Genomic DNA, 17396 nt, shown 5'->3' with positions numbered 1-17396 from the left:
GGAGTACCGATATGAACACGATGAGGGCACGTTTCCTGAGCACCATGGTGCTTTCCCTGGGGGTTCCCGGCATATTTCTCGGCGTGGCCGCCCCGGCGGCAACCGCCGATTCCGCCGATTACGGCGGTGGCTGCCTGCTCGACCCGGACAATCGAGCGGTCACGATCGACTCGCTGCGGTTCCGATGTGGACCCGAGCAGCAGGACGCTGTCTTCCGCGACGCCGAACGCGGCGCGGTCCCGATGGGCGTGAAGAACGGCTGGGTGACCCGGCCGCCGACGATGCAGGGGGTCGCGCCCGCCTTCTGGATCGGCAAGACCTTCTACACCGGCCCCGACGGCGGCTACCTGATGAACCGGGTCACCGGCGCCGGTTACGAGGCCTGGCCCGCGAACGTCTACACCGCGCCCGCGCTGCTCGACGGCAGGCCGACCTGGGCCCTGAACTACGACCCGTCCCCGACACCGCCCGTGTACGACGAGATCAGGGAGATCACCCCGGGTGTCTGGTTCGGCTACTCGTGGTGGCGCGGCGCGTTCCAGCACACCATGCTGCTGACCTTCGTGCTCGCCTGATCGACTTCGCGGAAAGTTGACTCTCCCCTGGCTGGAGGGTGTTCGCTAAAAGGCATGACCGCGACTGTCTCCATCGGGGAGTTCGCCAGGCTGACCTACCTGACCGTGAAAACGCTCCGGTACTACCACGACATCGAGCTGCTCGAACCGGTCGAGGTCGACACCGGCTCCGGTTACCGGCGGTACTCGACCGACCAAGTGGCGCAGGCGCATCTGATCCGGCGCCTGCGTCAGCTCGACATGCCGCTGCCGGAGATCAAGGCCGTGCTCGCCGCGCCCGACGACGACATTCGCAACGCCGCCTTGCGCGCCCACTTGGAGCGGATGGAGGCGGAGCTGGCCAGAACCCGCGCGGTGGTGGCGTCGCTGCGGTCGCTGCTCACCCCGGCCGCGCCGATCGCCGTCGAATACCGCGCGATCCCCGCCTTTCCCGCGCTGGCGTTGGCCGAGGTGGTCAGCAGGGCTGATATCGGACCGTGGTGCGCGGCGGCGTTTCCGCTGCTGCACCAGACGCTGGGCGCCGCGGGCCTCGAATCCGCGGGCGTCGACGGCGCCACCTACGCCATGGAGTTCTTCGAGAACGACCTCGGCGAGGTGGTCGCCTACGTGCCGATCCCACCGGCCGCCCGGCTCGAACCCGCCGGCCGGACCTCGATCATCGAGCTGCCCGCACGCCGCTTCGCCATCGCGCTGCACGAGGGGGATTTCGAGGATTTCGACCGCACCTACGGCGCGCTCGGCAGCTACGTCGCCGAGCACGGCGGCGCGCTCGCCGAACCGGTCCGGGAGCGCTATCTGCTCAGCCCCGGCGACACCGACGACCCGAACACCTACCGCACCGAAGTCTGCTGGCCGATCGGCCTGCTCTGAGAAAGGGGAGAACCCTATGCCACTGTCGCTCGCGCACGTCACCGTCGACTGCCACGATGCCGCCGCCCTCGCCGGATTCTGGTCCGAATTACTGGCTCTGGCGGTCGACGAGGGCGCGTCCGAACACTTCGCCACCGTCGGCCGCGCGGCCGAGGTCTCGCCGGTGCTGATGTTCATCCAGGTGCCCGACAAGAATCCGGGGAAGAACGTGATCCACCTCGACTTCAACGCCGAGGAATGGCATCAGTACGTCGAGCGCGCGATCAGCTTGGGCGCCAAGCGGATCGGCGACTTCAGCGAGTACGGCGGGCAGTGGACCACGCTGGCCGACCCGGAAGGCAACCTCTTCGACATCGGCGCGAAGTAGCCGACCGTGGCGCCCGGCACCTGGTGCCGGGCGCCGCGCTGTGTCATGACCTGCGGGTCAGGCGAGTTCGCGCTGCAGGTTGCCCAGCACCTCGGCCTGGATCTTCTTCAAGCCGAGCGGCGCGAAGATGCCCTCGAAGATCCCAGCGACACCGCCCGCGCCCTGCCAGGTGGTGCGCAGGGTGACCTGCGAGCCCGCGCCGTCCGGCGTCACGGTCCAGGTGTTCACCATGGTGGAGTTCGAATCACGCTCGGTGACAATCGAATCCGACACGGTGACGACGGCGTGCACGTTGCGCGTGCGCTTCTCGGTGGCCTGCAGCGTCCACTCCGCCACGGTGCCCGCGCCCTTGCCGCCCTCGACCACCTTGTAGTCGCGGTAGTGCGCGGAGAGGATGCGCGGCCGCACCGTCTGGTAGTCCGCGATGGCGTCGAGGGTGCGCTGCGGATCCGCCGCCACGGCGATCGAACTGCTGGCGCTGACCTGTCCCACAATGAGCTCCTTGTCCGGGTACGGTATGTCGACCGGTGTCCATCCTGCCCTGCGGCGGGCGCCGCACCGCATACCGGTCGAGTCGTGTGGCGAACTTCTCCGAGTCGGCCGATATTCCGGTTCGCAACATCTGCGTGACATTTCTCCCGAGACCCCGCCCTCGTGGTGGTCTCCGAATGCGGTGCGTACTAGCGTCGAGGGGTGGCAGTGAGTCTGTTGGGGAAGGCCGGACGCGCACCGGCCGCACAGGAATCCGGATTTGCCGCGCATCGGGCCGGTGTGGACCGACTGCTGGCGAGTTATCGCGCTATTCCCGGAAACGCCAATGTGCGGCTGGCGAAGAAGACCTCGAATTTGTTCCGGGCCAGGGCGAAAAACCCCGCGCCCGGCCTCGACGTCTCCGGGCTGACCCGGGTGATCGCGGTGGACCCGGTGGCCAAGACCGCCGACGTGGCCGGGATGACCACCTACGAGAACCTGGTCGCCGCCACCCTGCCCTACGGCCTCGCGCCGCTGGTGGTGCCGCAGCTCAAGACGATCACTCTCGGCGGCGCGGTGACCGGCCTCGGCATCGAGTCGACCTCGTTCCGCAACGGCCTGCCGCACGAGTCGGTGCTGGAGATGGACATCCTGACCGGCGCGGGCGAGATCATCACCGCCACCCCGGACAACGAGCACGCCGACCTGTTCCGCGGCTTCCCGAACTCCTACGGCACCCTCGGCTATTCGGTCCGGCTGAAGATCGAGCTGGAGACCGTGCAGCCCTACGTGGCCATGCGCCACCTGCGCTTTCACGACCTGCGCGAGCTGGAGCGGACCCTCGCGACCATCGTCGACCAGAAGACCTACGACGGTGAGCGAGTGGACTATCTCGACGGCGTCGTCTTCACCGCCGACGAAAGCTATCTGACCCTCGGCACGCAGACCGACGAGCCCGGCCCGGTCTCCGATTACACCGGCATGGACGTCTTCTACCGGTCCATCCAGCACGACGACGAGCGGCCCAAGCGCGACCGGCTCACCATTCACGACTACCTCTGGCGCTGGGACACCGACTGGTTCTGGTGCTCGCGCGCGTTCGGCACACAGAACCCGAAGATCCGCCGGTTCTGGCCGAAGCGGTACCGGCGCAGCAGCTTCTACTGGAAGCTCATCGCGCTGGACCACAGATACAACATCGCCGACAAGCTGGAGGCCAGGCAGGGCAACCCGCCGCGCGAGCGGGTGGTGCAGGACATCGAGGTGCCGGTGGAACGCACCGCCGACTTCGTCGAATGGTTCCTGCGCGAGATCCCGATCGAGCCGATCTGGCTGTGCCCGCTGCGGTTGCGCGACACCGGCGCGCCCGCGACGACCGAGCGCACCTGGCCGCTGTACCCCCTCGAACCGAACCGGACCTACGTCAACGTCGGGTTCTGGTCAGCCGTCCCTACTGTGCCAGGACAGCAGGAAGGAGCGGCCAACCGGGCGATCGAGCGCACCGTGACCGACTTCGACGGACATAAGTCGCTGTACTCGGATTCCTACTACGACAAAGATGAGTTCGCGGCGCTGTACGGCGGCAACATTTACACCGAATTGAAGAGACGCTACGACCCAGACCAGCGGCTGCTGGATTTGTATTCGAAGGCGGTGCAACGCAAATGACGACATTCAAGGACCGTTCCGACGTCTTAGCTGACCTCGGAACCAAACTCAGCATTGCCGAGATCTTCGAGACGCTGATCGACGGCGAGGTACCGATCCGGCTGACCGCCTACGACGGCAGCACGGCCGGTCCCGAGGACTCGAAGTACGGGCTGGAGATCAAGACGCCCCGCGGCATCAACTATCTGGCGACCGCCCCCGGCGATCTCGGCATGGCGCGCGCCTACATCGCGGGCGACATGACCGCCAGCGGCGTCCACCCCGGCGACCCCTACGACATCCTGAAGGCGATGGAAGGGTTGAAGTTCCATCGCCCGTCCGCGCTGGCACTGGTCACCATCGCCCGCTCGCTGGGCTGGGAGCGGCTCAAGCCGGTCGCACCGCCGCCGCAGGAGACGCTGCCGCGCTGGCGCCGGATCGCGCTGGAAGGCTTGCGGCACTCCAAGACCCGCGACGCCGAGGCGATCCACCACCACTACGACGTCTCCAACAAGTTCTACGAGTACGTGCTCGGCCCGTCGATGACCTACACCTGTGCGTGTTACGGCGACGAGAACTGGACGCTGGAGCAGGCACAGGAGAACAAGTACCGGCTGGTCTTCGAGAAGCTGCGGCTGAAGGAAGGCGACCGGCTGCTCGACATCGGCTGCGGCTGGGGCGGCATGGTCCGCTACGCGGCCAAGCGCGGCGTCAAGGTGATCGGCGCGACGCTGTCCGCCGAGCAGGCCGAGTGGGCCCAGCAGAAGATCGCCGAGCAGGGCCTGTCCGAGCTGGCCGAGGTGCGCCACTCCGACTACCGCGACATCCCCGAGGGCAACTTCGACGCGGTGTCCTCGATCGGGCTGACCGAGCACATCGGCGTGCACAACTACCCCTACTACTTCGAGTTCATGAAGGACAAGCTGCGCGACGGCGGCCTGTTCCTGAACCACTCCATCACCCGCCCGGACAACACCAGGACTACCAAGGCCGGTGACTTCATCGACCGCTACGTGTTCCCCGACGGGGAGCTGATCGGGTCCGGCCGGATCATCTCCGAGATCCAGAACGTCGGACTCGAGGTGCTGCACGAGGAGAACCTGCGCGAGCACTACGCGCTCACGCTGCACGAATGGTGCAAGAACCTGGTGGAGAACTGGGACGCGTGCGTCGCCGAGGTCGGCGAGGGCACCGCGAAGGTGTGGGGCCTGTACATGGCGGGTTGCCGGCTCGGCTTCCAGCGCAACGTGGTTCAGCTGCACCAGGTGCTCGGCGTGAAACTCCCCGAGGACGGCGACTGGACGGTGCCGCTGCGCCCGTGGTGGCAGCCGTAGGTTTCGCTTACTGCCCGTCCTGATCCAGGAGCTCCTCCAGGAACAGGGCGGGCAGGTCTATGTCTCCGGTATGGGCTGCGGCCGTGGGCATTTCGGCGCGCAGCACGCGCAGGATGGAGACGACGCCGGGGCCCGCGTCGAGCAGTGGCCTGGTCCAGCCCAGCCGGGCGCAGGTCGCGGCCGACGGCAGCAGCAGGCCGGTGGCCTCGCCGACCCAGCCCGAGGCGGCCAGGCATTCGGCGAGCAACAGCGAGGCATCCAATTGCGCTCGGGGACGGCGCTTTTCGAGCATTCGGCCGTGCAAGGCGCGGGACCGTCGGACGGCCCGATCGTCGGAGCCTAGCCTGCCATGGGCCAGCAGCTCCCGGATCGCGGCGACCTCCTCGGCCTCCGCAGCCAGCACGGCGGCGCCGGTCATCCGATGCCCCGCGTGCAGCGGCGCCGACGGCGATTCGGGGCCGGCGAACTGATCGTCCGACTCGTCCAACGGCAAGCCGAGCCGCAGCCGTTCGGCGCGGATGTGCGCGGCCAGCCGGAACAGCCGGTTGTCGTTCGCGATGCGCGCGCCCTCGTCGAGTCTGGTTGCGGCCGTGAACAAGTCGCCGCGCACCGCCTTGACCCGCGCGCCGATGACGAACGTCGAGATCAGGAAGTCCACCGGGCCGACCCGGGCGGCCAGCTGATGGCTCTCGTCGAGCAGCCGGTCGGCGGTGTCGAGATCGCCGCGGCGATAGTTCAATTCGCCGAGCATCGCCGAGGCCACCCGGACGGCATGCGAGCGCGGACCCGACCGGGACTTGGCGACCTCCCACGCCTGCTGGAAACACGCTGTCGCGGTGGGGATGTCGAGCTGCTCATAGGCGGCGGCACCGCGCCCGCACAGCCCGAAGACCTCGCCGAGCGGATCCTTGGACCTGGCATGGTATTCCGTCGCCCAGTCCTGGATCTCGCGGGCGCCGTCGAAGTCGAACTCGCACAGGCGCACGAACGAGGTCAGGTTCGCCGCGGTGGACACGGTCCAGGCCGGCAGCTCGTCCGGCTTCTGCAGGCAGTCCGCGACCCGATCCAGCACGCCCTCGGTGTGATCGCGGGCGATCTGGTCGGCGGCGCCGAGCACGGCGGCCTGGCAGCGTTGCTGATCGACGTCCTCGTCGGTGGACGAGCCGCGGGCCAGGATGTTGGAGAGCCTGCCGAGTGCCGTGCGCGCCGCGCCGGACTGCTGCAGGTTCACGTTGGCCCTGGCCACCGCCATCAGCAGCTTGGACCGCGAAGCCACCTGCTGCATCGGCAGTTTCGACACCGTGCCGAGCAGCGTCGCCAGCCGGGACCGGTCGATCAGGTCCATGCCGCCGGTCTCGAGCAGATCCAGCGCCATCTTGAAGTCGGTGGCCGCCAGCGCGTGGTCGACCGATTTGCGCAGCAACTGATGTTCGGCGTACCAGCGGGCCGCCTTGCGGTGCAGCGACTTCAACCGACCAGGCTGGGCACGCTCGAGCCGGGCCCGCAGGTGTTCGGCGAACAGCGGCTGCATCCGGAACCACTCCGGGTCGTGCACGATCCGGCGCACGAACAGCTCGCGCTGCTCGGCCTGTTCCAGCAGTTGCTCGGCGTCCGCGTCCTCGGACAGCGCCGCGGCCAGCGAACCGCACACCCGCTCGGTCACCGAGATCGACATCAGGAAGTCGAGCATCCTGGGTTCCAGTGTGTCCAAGACGTTTTCGGCGAGATACTCGCGGATGCCGTGGTTACCCTCGGACAGATTCGCGATCAGCTGGGCGGGGTCGGCATTGCCGCGCAACGACAGGCTGACCAGCTGGATGGCGGCCGGCCAGCCGTCGGTCGCCGTATGGATCTGCTCCACTTGAATGTCCGTGAGCGGAAATCCGTGGTGGCGCACCAGGATCTCTTTGGTCTCCTCGGTGGTCAGGCGCAGCGCGGACGAGCCGATCTCGACCAGTTCGTCGTGCACCCGCATCCGGCTGGTCGGCAAACCGGACTGCTCCCGGCTGGTCACCACGAAGCGCAAGTGATGACATCCGTTGTCCAGCAACGATTCCATCGCGTGCTGCGCGCCCTGATCGGTGACCCGATGCCAGTCGTCCACGACCACCACGATCGTGGAGCCGCTCGCATGGATCTCATCGATGAGCGTGGAGATCACGAAGGCCGCCGCATCGGCGGGGCGTTCCTCGAGCGCCTGATCCAAACCGGTGCCCACATCCGGGCGCACCCGGCGGATCGCCTGGATGAGATGGGCGAGGAACCAGATCTCGTTGTCGTCGTCGAGGTCCACGCCGATCCAGGCGACGGGGATGCCACGCTCGGTCAGGTCGGTCCGCCACTGGGCGGCCAGGGTGCTCTTGCCGAAACCGGCGGGGCCGTGGATGACGGCGAGCCTGCGCCGTCCGCCGGCGCGAAGGATGTCCAGCAGGCGGGGGCGCGGGACCGGTTCCCTGGCCGGGGTCGGCGGCCGGAACTTGGTGGCCGCGGTGGGCGGCAGCGTGGTCGCCGAGCCGCCGGCACCGGTGTGCTGGGATACCGCCGGGCGCAGCGTCAGTGGCCAGCTGCGCCGGGCCGTCACCGCGGGCCGGGATTGGGTCGGCGTCGTGGAGTCGCTGGGATGCTCCACCGGCTCGGGCGCGGCGATGGTTTCCAGCAGCGCCATCTCGTCGGGCATCTGGTCGTGGCCGCGTTGCACCCCGCGCAGCAGCTGACCGAAGTCGTAGGCCGAGGACGGGCGATCGTCGGGGTCGGTGGCCATGGCCTGCTGGATCACGTCGGCCACATCCGGTGGAATGTCGTGCTCGCGCAGATCCGGCACCGGCTGGGTGGTGATCCGCAGGAACTGCGCGACCACCTTCTCCCCCGCCTGCCGCTCGAACGCAGCATGGCCGGTGAGCAGCGCGAACAGCGTCGCGCCGAGGCCGTAGACGTCGGAGCGGATGGTCGGGTCGTCGCCCTTGAGCACCTCGGGCGCGGTGAAGGCGGGCGAACCGGTGATCATGCTGCTAGAGGTCTGGAAGCCGCCGGGGATTCTGGCGATGCCGAAGTCGGTCAGCTGCGGTTCGCCGTAGCCGCTGAGCAGCACGTTCGCCGGTTTCACGTCGCGGTGCAGAATCTGGGCGCGGTGCGCGCTCTCGATCGCACCCGCCAGCTTCACCCCGGCGCGCAACGAGTCGCTCCAGGTGAGCGGACCCTGATCACGGATCACCTGTTCCAGCGAGCCACGGGTGCAGTAGGGCATCACGATGAACGGCAGACCGCTCATCGTCACGTCGACCTGCAGGATGTCCACGATGTTCGGGTGGCCGGACAGCCTGCCCATGGCCTGTTCCTCGCGCAGGAAGCGTTCGCGGCTCTCCACCTCGATCTCCGAGGAGAGCACCTTCACCGCCACCACCCGGTCCAGCGTCCGCTGGATGCAGCGATAGACCACGCCGAAGCCACCCCGGCCGATCTCCTTCGCCTCGGACAGCCCCATCGCGTCCAACTCATCGGCGATTCCGATGAGCGGGTGGCGCTGGGTGTCCGAGTCGGCCGGGGTCGAGTCGGGACCGACCTTGCCCGAACGCGTCCGTGGATTCACGTGACCACCTCGAACTCACATCGAATCGGCGTCACCGGCAACCAACAAGCACGCTGACACGCGGACATCATCGAAATCTCCGCGCGATGTCCGATATGTCTGCGCATACTCCAACGTAGCGCGGGCACGGCACCTGGTGGGAGAAGTTTCGAAACAGGATGTTTTCCACCTCGATCTTCCCCTCATTGTCCCTGCTCAGCGCTTCGCCGCCGGCCTGGTCGCCGGTGTGACCAGGAACGAGATTCGCTCTATTCCATTCTGACGCGTGGCGGGGCGGAAGGACGCAATTTCCCAGCGACCGGAAGTCGCGGATCTTGTCCAGCGCGGGGACCGAACGGGCGACAGTCCACATTCGGCGATGCGGATGTGGTGTGACATCCGCGGGTCTTCTCCAGCGATGGGTAGCCCGCCAGGAAGGCGGACCGGGGTCTATCGGCGCTGTCTGCGCGCGGCCGGGCTGGTCGCGGCTAGCGGACGGCGAGCGCGATGAACTGGGTGATCTGGTTGGCGGCGAAGTTGTTGTCGCTCACCAAGATCAGCGTGCGTTCGCCGGACGGCAGGCGTGGGCCCCAGGTCATGCCTTCGACGTTGTCGATCTTCGCGAGGCCGATGTCGTCCAGATCGACCAGCAGGCGCTTGGTGGCGGGTCGGGCGTTGCCGAGCGGAGCGTCCAGCACGTTGGTGGCGCCGCTCAGGTCCGCCTGGTAGATCCTGATCTTGTTACCGACACCGAAGACGAAAGAGCGTTCCAGGACAAGGACTTTCGTCGGGTCGACCGGGTCGGCGGCCAGGATCGAGGCGATACCGTTCCCACCGAGACCGGGCTGCGGGCGCGACTCGGCGAACACCGGCTCCAAGGGGTAAGCGTATTGGGCGAACACCGGGCCGAAGCGGGCCTGGACGGTGATCCGCGCGGTCGCACCGGCCGTTGTCGTCGCGACCGGACCATCCTGCAGCAGTGGATCTTCCACCGACGTCATGAACAACGAGCCACCGGCGGCGAAGGTCGCGCCCTCCAGGGCCGCGTTCTGCCGCGGACCCGAATCCGGCCGCATCCGTTCGTTGTTCGGAATCGGCAGCTCGCTCACGAACGTGCCGTCGGGGCGGGCGACGCGCACTGAGGGGTCGGCGAGCACGGTCTCGGTGCGCTCGCCCTCCTGCGTCCAGAAGTAGTTGCCGGACCAGGGGTCGACCCGAATCTCCTCCGGGTCCACCGACTTCGGGCCGTAGGCAGCGCCCGCGGCGGTCAGCAATGGCCGGGTTCCGGTGAAAGTCACCGGGCCTGCGCCATTTTCGCCGACCGAAAAGCGCGCGGTGTAGAACCGCGCCGGGTTGCGTTCCGAGCGGTCGTCACTGATGAGCACGTAATCGCCGGTGCGGGAATCGAAGTCGATCCCGGACAGGCCGCCGACCATCGTGCCCTGGAACTCCTGCGCGTGCGGCACGATCTGCTCGCCGAGCAGCCGGACCGCGGGGCCCGGCTCCGGCGCCGCGGCGGCGGGTGCGACACCCAGCGCCACCGCGATGGTCGCGACCAACAGAGCTTGTCCACCGCGCGGGCATCCACGTCTCACGGGAACCACGTTATCCACAATGCGGTACCGGCGGGTGAACATCACCCGAATCACCCGCGCTGGAAACGGCGAAAGCCCGCCACCGCGAATCGCGGTGGCGGGCTTTACCGTTGGTGACTACTTACGCAGCGAGGCGGGAACCTCGAAGCGATCGCCGTAGGTCTTGGCGAGGTAGTCGGCGCGCTCGACGAACGCCGCCTGCCCACCCGGGTAACCGACGATGAACTGGTGCACACCACCGGTCCAGGCCGGGAAGCCGATGCCGAAGATCGAGCCGATGTTGGCGTCGGCGGTGGTCTCCAGCACACCCTCGTCGAAACACTTCTGGGTCTCGATCGCCTCCGCGAACAGCATGCGGTCGATCAGATCCTGCAGCGGCACAGTGAAATCCGCCGTGGTCTTGAAGTGCTCACGCAGGCCGGGCCACAGGCCGGTGCGCTTGCCGTTCTCGTCGTACTCGTAGAAGCCCGCCTTCTCGAGGCGACCCGGACGACCCTCACCGACCATGTAGTCGATGACGTCCTGCGCCGGGTGGCGCTTCTTGCCCATCGTGGTGTCGCCCGCCTGCGCGGCCTCGATGGTCTCCTTGGCGATCTTCTGCATGAGCTTCATGTTCAGCTCATCCGAGAGCTGCAGCGGCGCGGCCGGGTAGCCCGCCTGCAGACCGGCCTGCTCGATGGTCGCGGGCTCGATGCCCTCGGTGAGCATGGCGATCGCCTCGTTGACGAAGGTGCCGATCACGCGCGAGGTGAAGAAGCCACGGCTGTCGTTCACGACGATCGGGGTCTTCTTGATCGCGAGGGTGTAGTCGAACACCCGGGCCAGCGCCTCGGGCGAGGTCTTCTCACCCTTGATGATCTCCACCAGCGGCATCTTGTCGACCGGCGAGAAGAAGTGGATGCCGATGAAGTCTTCCTGGCGCTTCACCCCGGCGGCGAGGCCGGTGATCGGCAGGGTGGAGGTGTTGGAGCCCAGCAGCGCGTCCGGGGTGACGATGTCCTCGATCTCCTGGAACACCTTGTGCTTGAGCTCGGTGTTCTCGAAGACCGCCTCGACCACGAAGTCCACGCCGTCGAAATCCTTGGCGTCGGCGGACGGAGTGATCCGGTCCAGCAGCGCCTTGGACTTCTCCTCGGTGGTCTTGCCCCGGGACAGGGCCTTGGCCTCGATCTTCTCGGAGTAGTTCTTGCCGCGCTCGGCCGCCTCGATGGTGACGTCCTTGAGCACGACCTGGTAGCCCGCCTTGGCGGAGACGTACGCGATGCCCGCGCCCATCATGCCCGCGCCGAGCACGCCGATCTTCTTGATGTCCTTCTTCGGCACGTCCTTCGGCCGCGAGCCACCGTTGTTGATGGCCTGCAGGTCGAAGAAGAACGCCTGGATCATGTTCTTCGCGACCGGCCCGGTGAGCAGGTGCACGAAGTAGCGCGACTCGATGAGCGACGCGTTGTCGATGTCGACCTGCGAGCCCTCGACCGCGGCGGACATGATCGCCCGCGGGGCAGGCATGTTGGTGCCCTTGAGCTGCTTACGCAGGTTGGCCGGGAACGCGGGCAGGTTCGCCGCGAAGGCCGGGGTGGACGGTGTGCCACCGGGGATCTTGTAGCCCTTCTTGTCCCACGGCTGCACGCCACCCTCGGGATTGGCCTTGATCCACGCCTTGGCGGCGGGCACCAGCTCCTCGACCGAGCCGACGACCTCGTTGATCAGGCCGATCTCCTTGGCCTTGGCCGGGCGGTACTTGTTGCCCTGCAGCAGCACCTGCATGAGCGCGTTCTGCAGACCGAGCATGCGCACGGTGCGGGTGACACCGCCACCGGCGGGCAGCAGGCCCAGGCTCACCTCGGGCAGGCCGAGCTGCACGCCCGGTACGTCGGCGGCGATCCGGTAGTGGGTCGCCAGGGTGATCTCCAGGCCACCGCCGAGCGCGGCGCCGTTGATGGCGGAGACGACCGGCTTGCCCAGGGTCTCCAGGCGACGCAGCGCGTCCTTGATGGCGAAGAGCTCATCCATCAGGCCCTGGCCGTCTTCCGGGCCGACCTTCATCATGTTCTTCAGGTCGCCACCGGCGAAGAAGGTCTTCTTCGCGGAGGTCAGCACCACGCCGGTGATGCTGTCCTTCTCGGCCTCGAGCCGCTCGACCGTCGCGGTCATCGACGACTTGTACAGCTCGTTCATCGTGTTGGCGCCCTGGTTCGGGTCGTCCATCGTCAGCGTGACGATGCCGTCCGAATCCTGCTCCCAACCGATCATGTTGGTTTCGCTCACAGCTCTGTGTCTCCTGTGTCTAATTGGCGGCGTTCGCGGGCCCTACGTGGTTACGCAAGCTTCCGCCTCCGGGCCTGACGCGAACGCCGCCGTGAATTCTCAGCTGCCGGTTGGGGTTAGACGCGCTCGATGATGGTCGCCACGCCCATGCCGCCGCCGATGCACAGGGTGATCAGCGCGTAGCGGCCGTTGCGGCGCTCCAGCTCGTCGACCATGGTGCCGGTGATCATCGCGCCGGTGGCACCCAGCGGGTGGCCCATGGCGATCGCGCCACCGTTGACGTTCAGCTTCTCGTCCGGGATGTTCAGGTCCTTCTGGAACTTGAGCACCACCGAGGCGAACGCCTCGTTGATCTCGACGAGGTCCATGTCCTCGATGGACAGGCCCGCCTTGGCCAGCGCCTTCTTGGCGGCCGGGGTGGGACCGGTCAGCATGATGGTCGAGTCGGCGCCGCTGGTGGCGGTCGCGACGACGCGCGCACGCGGGGTCAGGCCGGACGCCTTGCCCGCCTCTTCGGTGCCGACGAGCACCAGCGCGGCACCGTCGACGATGCCCGAGCTGTTGCCACCGTGGTGCACGTGGTTGATCTTCTCGACGAAGTAGTACTTCTGCAGCGCCACGGCGTCGAAGCCGCCCATCTCACCGATCACGGCGAAGGACGGGTTGAGCTTGGCCAGGTCCTCGGCGGTGGTGCCGGGACGCATGTGCTCGTCCTTGTCCAGCACGACGATGCCGTTCTGGTCCTTGACCGGGACGACGGACTTGGCGAAGTAGCCGCCGGTGGTGGCCTTGGCGGCCAGCTCCTGCGAGCGCACCGCGTAGGCATCCACGTCATCGCGGCTGAAGCCCTCGATGGTGGCGATCAGGTCGGCCGAAACACCCTGCGGCACAAAGTAGGTGTCGTAGTTGGTCGCCGGGTCGAGCGCCCACGCGCCGCCGTCGGAGCCCATCGCCACGCGGGACATGGACTCGACGCCACCCGCGATGACCAGGTCGTCGAAGCCCGAGCGCACCTTCTGCGCGGCCAGGTTGACGGCCTCGAGGCCGGAGGCACAGAACCGGTTGAGCTGGAAGCCGCCGACGGTGTCGGGCAGGCCCGCCACGGTCACCGCGGTGCGGGCGATGTCCATGCCCTGGTCACCGACGGGGCTGACGACACCGAGGATCAGATCCGAGATCCGGTCTTCGTCGAGGTTCGGGAAGCGGCCGCGCAGCTCCTGGATCAGACCAACAGTCAAGTCGATCGGCTTGACCGAATGCAGCGAGCCGTTCTTCTTGCCGCGGCCGCGCGGAGTGCGGATGGCCTCGTAAATGTAGGCCTCTGTGGTCATATCGGAGTGTTCCTTCCTTAAAGGTGCGGCGGCCGGACGTCGTCCGTCCGAGCGCTCTGTGCGGCTACTCCACGCGATGCGGAACAGCTGCGGGTAACCTCGCCGACCGGTCCTGCGACCGACCGTCCTGACGCTGTACAAAACGCGGCATGCGACGGCGGACGCAGGTTCCGATCGCCCGTACGCCTGGGCATACCATAGAACCTCGTCGTACCGGAGCTCACGGCCACCCGTCCATACTACCGTGGTGTGCGAACTCCGGTTAACTTAACGTCGTGACGGCGGTGGTTGTCAACCACTCAGCCGTGTGGCCCCCAGCTCACTCTTCAGCAATTCGAGGGCGACCTCGTCGGGGTCGCGCCGATCCTCCGGCGCCACCGGGACGGCCGCGGCGCGGATCATCTCCTCCTCGTCCTCCGCGGTGGAGGCGGGCACCACCCCGTCGGCGGGCAGACCACCGCTGCCATTGACCTCACTACCGACCGGGGGCTGCGCCGACTCGGGCGGCGCTGAATCAAAAGGGCCGGGATCATCCGGTAGATCCGGGAAATCGGGCGGGGGAATGTCGTCGTCGCCCCACGCGCGCGGTTTGTTTGCGGCGGGCTTATCCGCTGCGGCGCTCTTGGCTTGGCTCGGCCGCGAGAAACGCGGCGGGGCAGGGGCATCCGTGCCACTGCCGGCTGCGTTGCCGGATTCACGCCCCGCAGGCTGCCCGGCACCGCGCTGTGGTTTCGCCTGCGCACCGGCCCGCGCCGCCGCCGGTCGCTGCGCCGCACCGCCCGCTTCCCAGCGCACGTCGTGTTCGCGGCCGAGCACGGCATGAACCGCCGAACGCACCGCGTCCAGGTTGCGCGGGTCGGAGAGCCGCTGCGCCAGCGGCGCGTGCTGATGGGAGAACACGATCGTGTTGCCGTCGATACGCGAGACCGAGGCACCGGCCAGCATCGCCTGCACGGCGGCACCGAACTCCCGCACCTTGGTGCGGATGTCCGCCCAGGCGCCCTCGACCTCACGCAGCAGGTCCGCGTTCGACCCGGCCTGAGCCTGCTCTGGTTGCGCGGCTTCGGCGGACGAGGCGGTCGCGGCATTCGGCGTGGCGTCCGCAGTCGGCGCGGGCCCGGCGTTCGGCGCGGTGTCCGCAGTTGGCGCGGTTGCTGCGTTCGGCGCGGTCACGGCGTCCGGCGCTGCGCCAGCGTTCGCGGCGTTCGCTGCTGCGCCAGCGTTCGGCGCGGTCGCGGCATTCTGTGCTGCGCCAGCGTTTGGCGCGGTTGCTGCGTTCGGCGCGGTCGCGGCAGGCGGCATGGCCTCTGTAGCTGGCGCGGTCGCGACACTCGGCGCGGTGTCCGCAGTTGACGCAGTCGCGGCACTCGGCGCGGTCGCAGCGTTCGGTGCCGCGCCAGCGTTCGGCGCGGTTGCTGCGTTCGGCGGGGTCGCGGCGTTCGATGCTGCGCCAGTGTTCGGCGCGGTTGCTGCGTTCGGCGTGATCGCAGCGCTCGGCGCTGCGCCGGCGTTCGCTGCTGCGTCGGCGATCGGCGCGGTCGCGGCGGTCGGCGCGGTCGCGGCGGTCGGCGCGGTCGCGGCGGTCGGCGCGGCTTCGGTGGTCATCGGCGCAGACTGCGACGGCGCGGGTTGCCCTGCGGCGGGCGCCTGCTCGGCGACCTGTCCGCCACCGACATCTGTCAGCGAGACCGCCTGTGCGCCTTGGTGTTCCGTTGCGGGCGAAAGCCGACCGTCCGAATCCACCGGAGCTCGGTCGGCAGCCGGGGCCGACTCGGCCACCGGTCCGGCCTCGGCAGCTACCTGAGCCGACCGACCGATAGAGCTGTCCGAATCCATGCCGGTCGCAGCGTGCACCGGCGCACGACCGCCGTGGGCAACCGCACCGCCTACGGCATCGGCACCGACAGCCGCGTTGCCCGACGCACCGGCGACAGGCACCGGACCGCTAGCGGCATCTCGGCCTCCCACCGGCGTGGCACTCGCGCTGTCCGCTGCCGGCGCACCCGCGGTTTCGCGGCGAATGGCGGCGAGCGCTTCGGCACCGCGTCGGCGGTTCGATTCGGCAGGGGAAGCATTGACGGGCGCGGGTCGGGCAGCGGGGGCGGCGGGCGCAGAGCTCGGCGATGCGGCGGGCGCGGCGGGAACCGCGCCGCCGGCGAATCCGCGCTCGAGGCGTTCCAATCGCTGCAGCGTGGCGGACTCGGCATCGGATACCGACGGCAGCAGCATGCGCGCGCAGACGACTTCCAGCAGCAGGCGTGGCGACGTGGCGCCGCGCATCTCGCCGAGCGCCGCGTGCAGCAGCTCGGCGTAGCGAGCCAGGGTGGCCGGGCCGAGGCGCTCGGCTTGCTCGCGCATCCGGTCGAGGACGTCGCCGGGGCCGGAGACCAGACCGCGGTCGATGGCGTCGGGGACCGCGCGCATCAGGATCAGGTCGCGCAAGCGCTCGAGCAGGTCGACGGCGAAGCGGCGCGGATCGTGCCCCGCCTCCATCACGCGGTCGACGGTGCCGAACAGGGCGGCGCCGTCGTTGTCGGCCAGCGCGATGACGGCGTCGTCGATCAACGCGACATCGGTGACACCGAGCAGCGAGACCGCTCGGGAGTAAGTGACACCCTCCGGGCCGGCACCGGCCAGCAGCTGGTCGAGCACGCTGAGGCTGTCGCGCGGCGAACCACCGCCCGCGCGAATCACCAAGGGGTACACCGCCTCTTCGACAGTCACCTGCTCCTGGTCGCAGATCTTGCCGAGCAGTCCGCGCATGGTGGCGGGCGGCAGCAGCCGGAACGGGTAGTGGTGGGTGCGCGAACGGATGGTCGGCAGCACCTTGTCCGGCTCGGTGGTGGCGAAGATGAAGATCAGGTGCGCGGGCGGCTCCTCGACGATCTTCAGCAGCGCGTTGAAGCCCGCCGTGGTGACCATGTGCGCCTCGTCGACGATGAACACCCGGTAGCGGGATTCGGCGGGGGCGTAGAAGGCGCGGTCGCGCAGTTCGCGGGTGTCGTCGACGCCGCCGTGACTCGCGGCGTCGAGCTCGATCACGTCGAGATTGCCCGGCCCGCCCGGGCCGAGCGCGATACAGGAGGGGCACACACCACACGGCGTCGAGGTGGGCCCCTGCACGCAGTTCAGCGACCGCGCGAGGATGCGCGCGGAGGAGGTCTTGCCGCAGCCACGCGGGCCGGAGAACAGGTAGGCATGACTGATCCGGCCGGTGTCCAGGGCGATGCTCAGTGGGTCGGTGACGTGCTCCTGACCCACTACCTCAGCGAACGTTGCCGGTCGGTACTTCCGGTACAGAGCCACGGCCAGAGGTTACCGGCGCGCACCGACAAAGAACACTCGCGCTGACCGCCGGGCCAGGCGCGGCGAA

Annotated in this window: 11 protein-coding genes; 5 read left to right on the top strand and 6 right to left on the bottom strand. The window is 68.3% G+C overall.

Annotated features, from left to right (window positions below):
* Nucleotides 1–11 precede the first annotated feature (11 nt).
* The 3 genes from IBX18_RS38250 to IBX18_RS38240 are packed head-to-tail and all read left to right on the top strand — an operon-like array spanning nucleotide 12 to nucleotide 1812.
* Nucleotides 12–575: a hypothetical protein gene (locus tag IBX18_RS38250; RefSeq protein ID WP_194838305.1), complete on the top strand. Its 564-nt coding sequence runs from the start codon at nucleotides 12–14 to the stop codon at nucleotides 573–575.
* Between the two features lie 54 nt (nucleotides 576–629).
* Complete coding sequence (locus IBX18_RS38245; protein WP_194838304.1) at nucleotides 630–1445, top strand: MerR family transcriptional regulator; 816 nt, start codon at nucleotides 630–632, stop codon at nucleotides 1443–1445.
* A gap of 16 nt (nucleotides 1446–1461) precedes the next feature.
* On the top strand, nucleotides 1462–1812 hold the full coding sequence (locus IBX18_RS38240; RefSeq protein ID WP_194838303.1) for a VOC family protein: 351 nt from the start codon (nucleotides 1462–1464) through the stop codon (nucleotides 1810–1812).
* A 57-nt stretch (nucleotides 1813–1869) separates the two neighbouring features.
* On the opposite strand, the gene IBX18_RS38235 is transcribed toward IBX18_RS38240, so the two are convergent.
* A complete protein-coding gene (locus IBX18_RS38235; RefSeq protein WP_194838302.1) occupies nucleotides 1870–2304 on the bottom strand; it encodes an SRPBCC family protein in 435 nt (144 codons plus the stop codon).
* 207 nt (nucleotides 2305–2511) lie between these two features.
* On the opposite strand from IBX18_RS38235, the gene IBX18_RS38230 reads away from it, so the two are divergent.
* A complete protein-coding gene (locus IBX18_RS38230; protein WP_194838421.1) occupies nucleotides 2512–3951 on the top strand; it encodes an FAD-binding oxidoreductase in 1440 nt (479 codons plus the stop codon).
* Entirely contained in the window at nucleotides 3948–5264 is a 1317-nt protein-coding gene (locus IBX18_RS38225; RefSeq protein WP_147132288.1) for a class I SAM-dependent methyltransferase, read from the top strand. Before IBX18_RS38230 ends, IBX18_RS38225 begins: the two co-directional genes overlap by 4 nt.
* A gap of 7 nt (nucleotides 5265–5271) precedes the next feature.
* Here the strand turns inward: IBX18_RS38225 and IBX18_RS38220 are convergent, their stop codons facing one another.
* The 5 genes from IBX18_RS38220 to IBX18_RS43555 all read right to left on the bottom strand — a co-directional run bounded on the left by IBX18_RS38220 (nucleotide 5272) and on the right by IBX18_RS43555 (nucleotide 17329).
* Nucleotides 5272–8850, bottom strand: coding sequence for a serine/threonine-protein kinase (locus IBX18_RS38220; protein ID WP_194838301.1), 3579 nt, complete (start codon nucleotides 8848–8850; stop codon nucleotides 5272–5274).
* A gap of 467 nt (nucleotides 8851–9317) precedes the next feature.
* Entirely contained in the window at nucleotides 9318–10424 is a 1107-nt protein-coding gene (locus IBX18_RS38215) for an esterase-like activity of phytase family protein (protein WP_306796591.1), read from the bottom strand.
* A gap of 117 nt (nucleotides 10425–10541) precedes the next feature.
* Entirely contained in the window at nucleotides 10542–12692 is a 2151-nt protein-coding gene (locus tag IBX18_RS38210) for a 3-hydroxyacyl-CoA dehydrogenase NAD-binding domain-containing protein (RefSeq protein WP_306796590.1), read from the bottom strand.
* 116 nt (nucleotides 12693–12808) lie between these two features.
* The gene (locus IBX18_RS38205) at nucleotides 12809–14023 is read right to left on the bottom strand and encodes an acetyl-CoA C-acetyltransferase (protein WP_107653703.1); all 1215 of its coding nucleotides are present in this window, start codon (nucleotides 14021–14023) and stop codon (nucleotides 12809–12811) included.
* Between the two features lie 291 nt (nucleotides 14024–14314).
* Nucleotides 14315–17329: a DNA polymerase III subunit gamma and tau gene (locus IBX18_RS43555; RefSeq protein WP_373889266.1), complete on the bottom strand. Its 3015-nt coding sequence runs from the start codon at nucleotides 17327–17329 to the stop codon at nucleotides 14315–14317.
* Nucleotides 17330–17396 lie beyond the last annotated feature (67 nt).

The organism is Nocardia sp. XZ_19_369, assembly GCF_015355715.1.
Lineage (GTDB): Bacteria > Actinomycetota > Actinomycetes > Mycobacteriales > Mycobacteriaceae > Nocardia.
The sequence above is the reverse complement of the archived record's forward strand: the minus strand, read 5'-3'. Positions and strand labels throughout refer to the sequence as shown.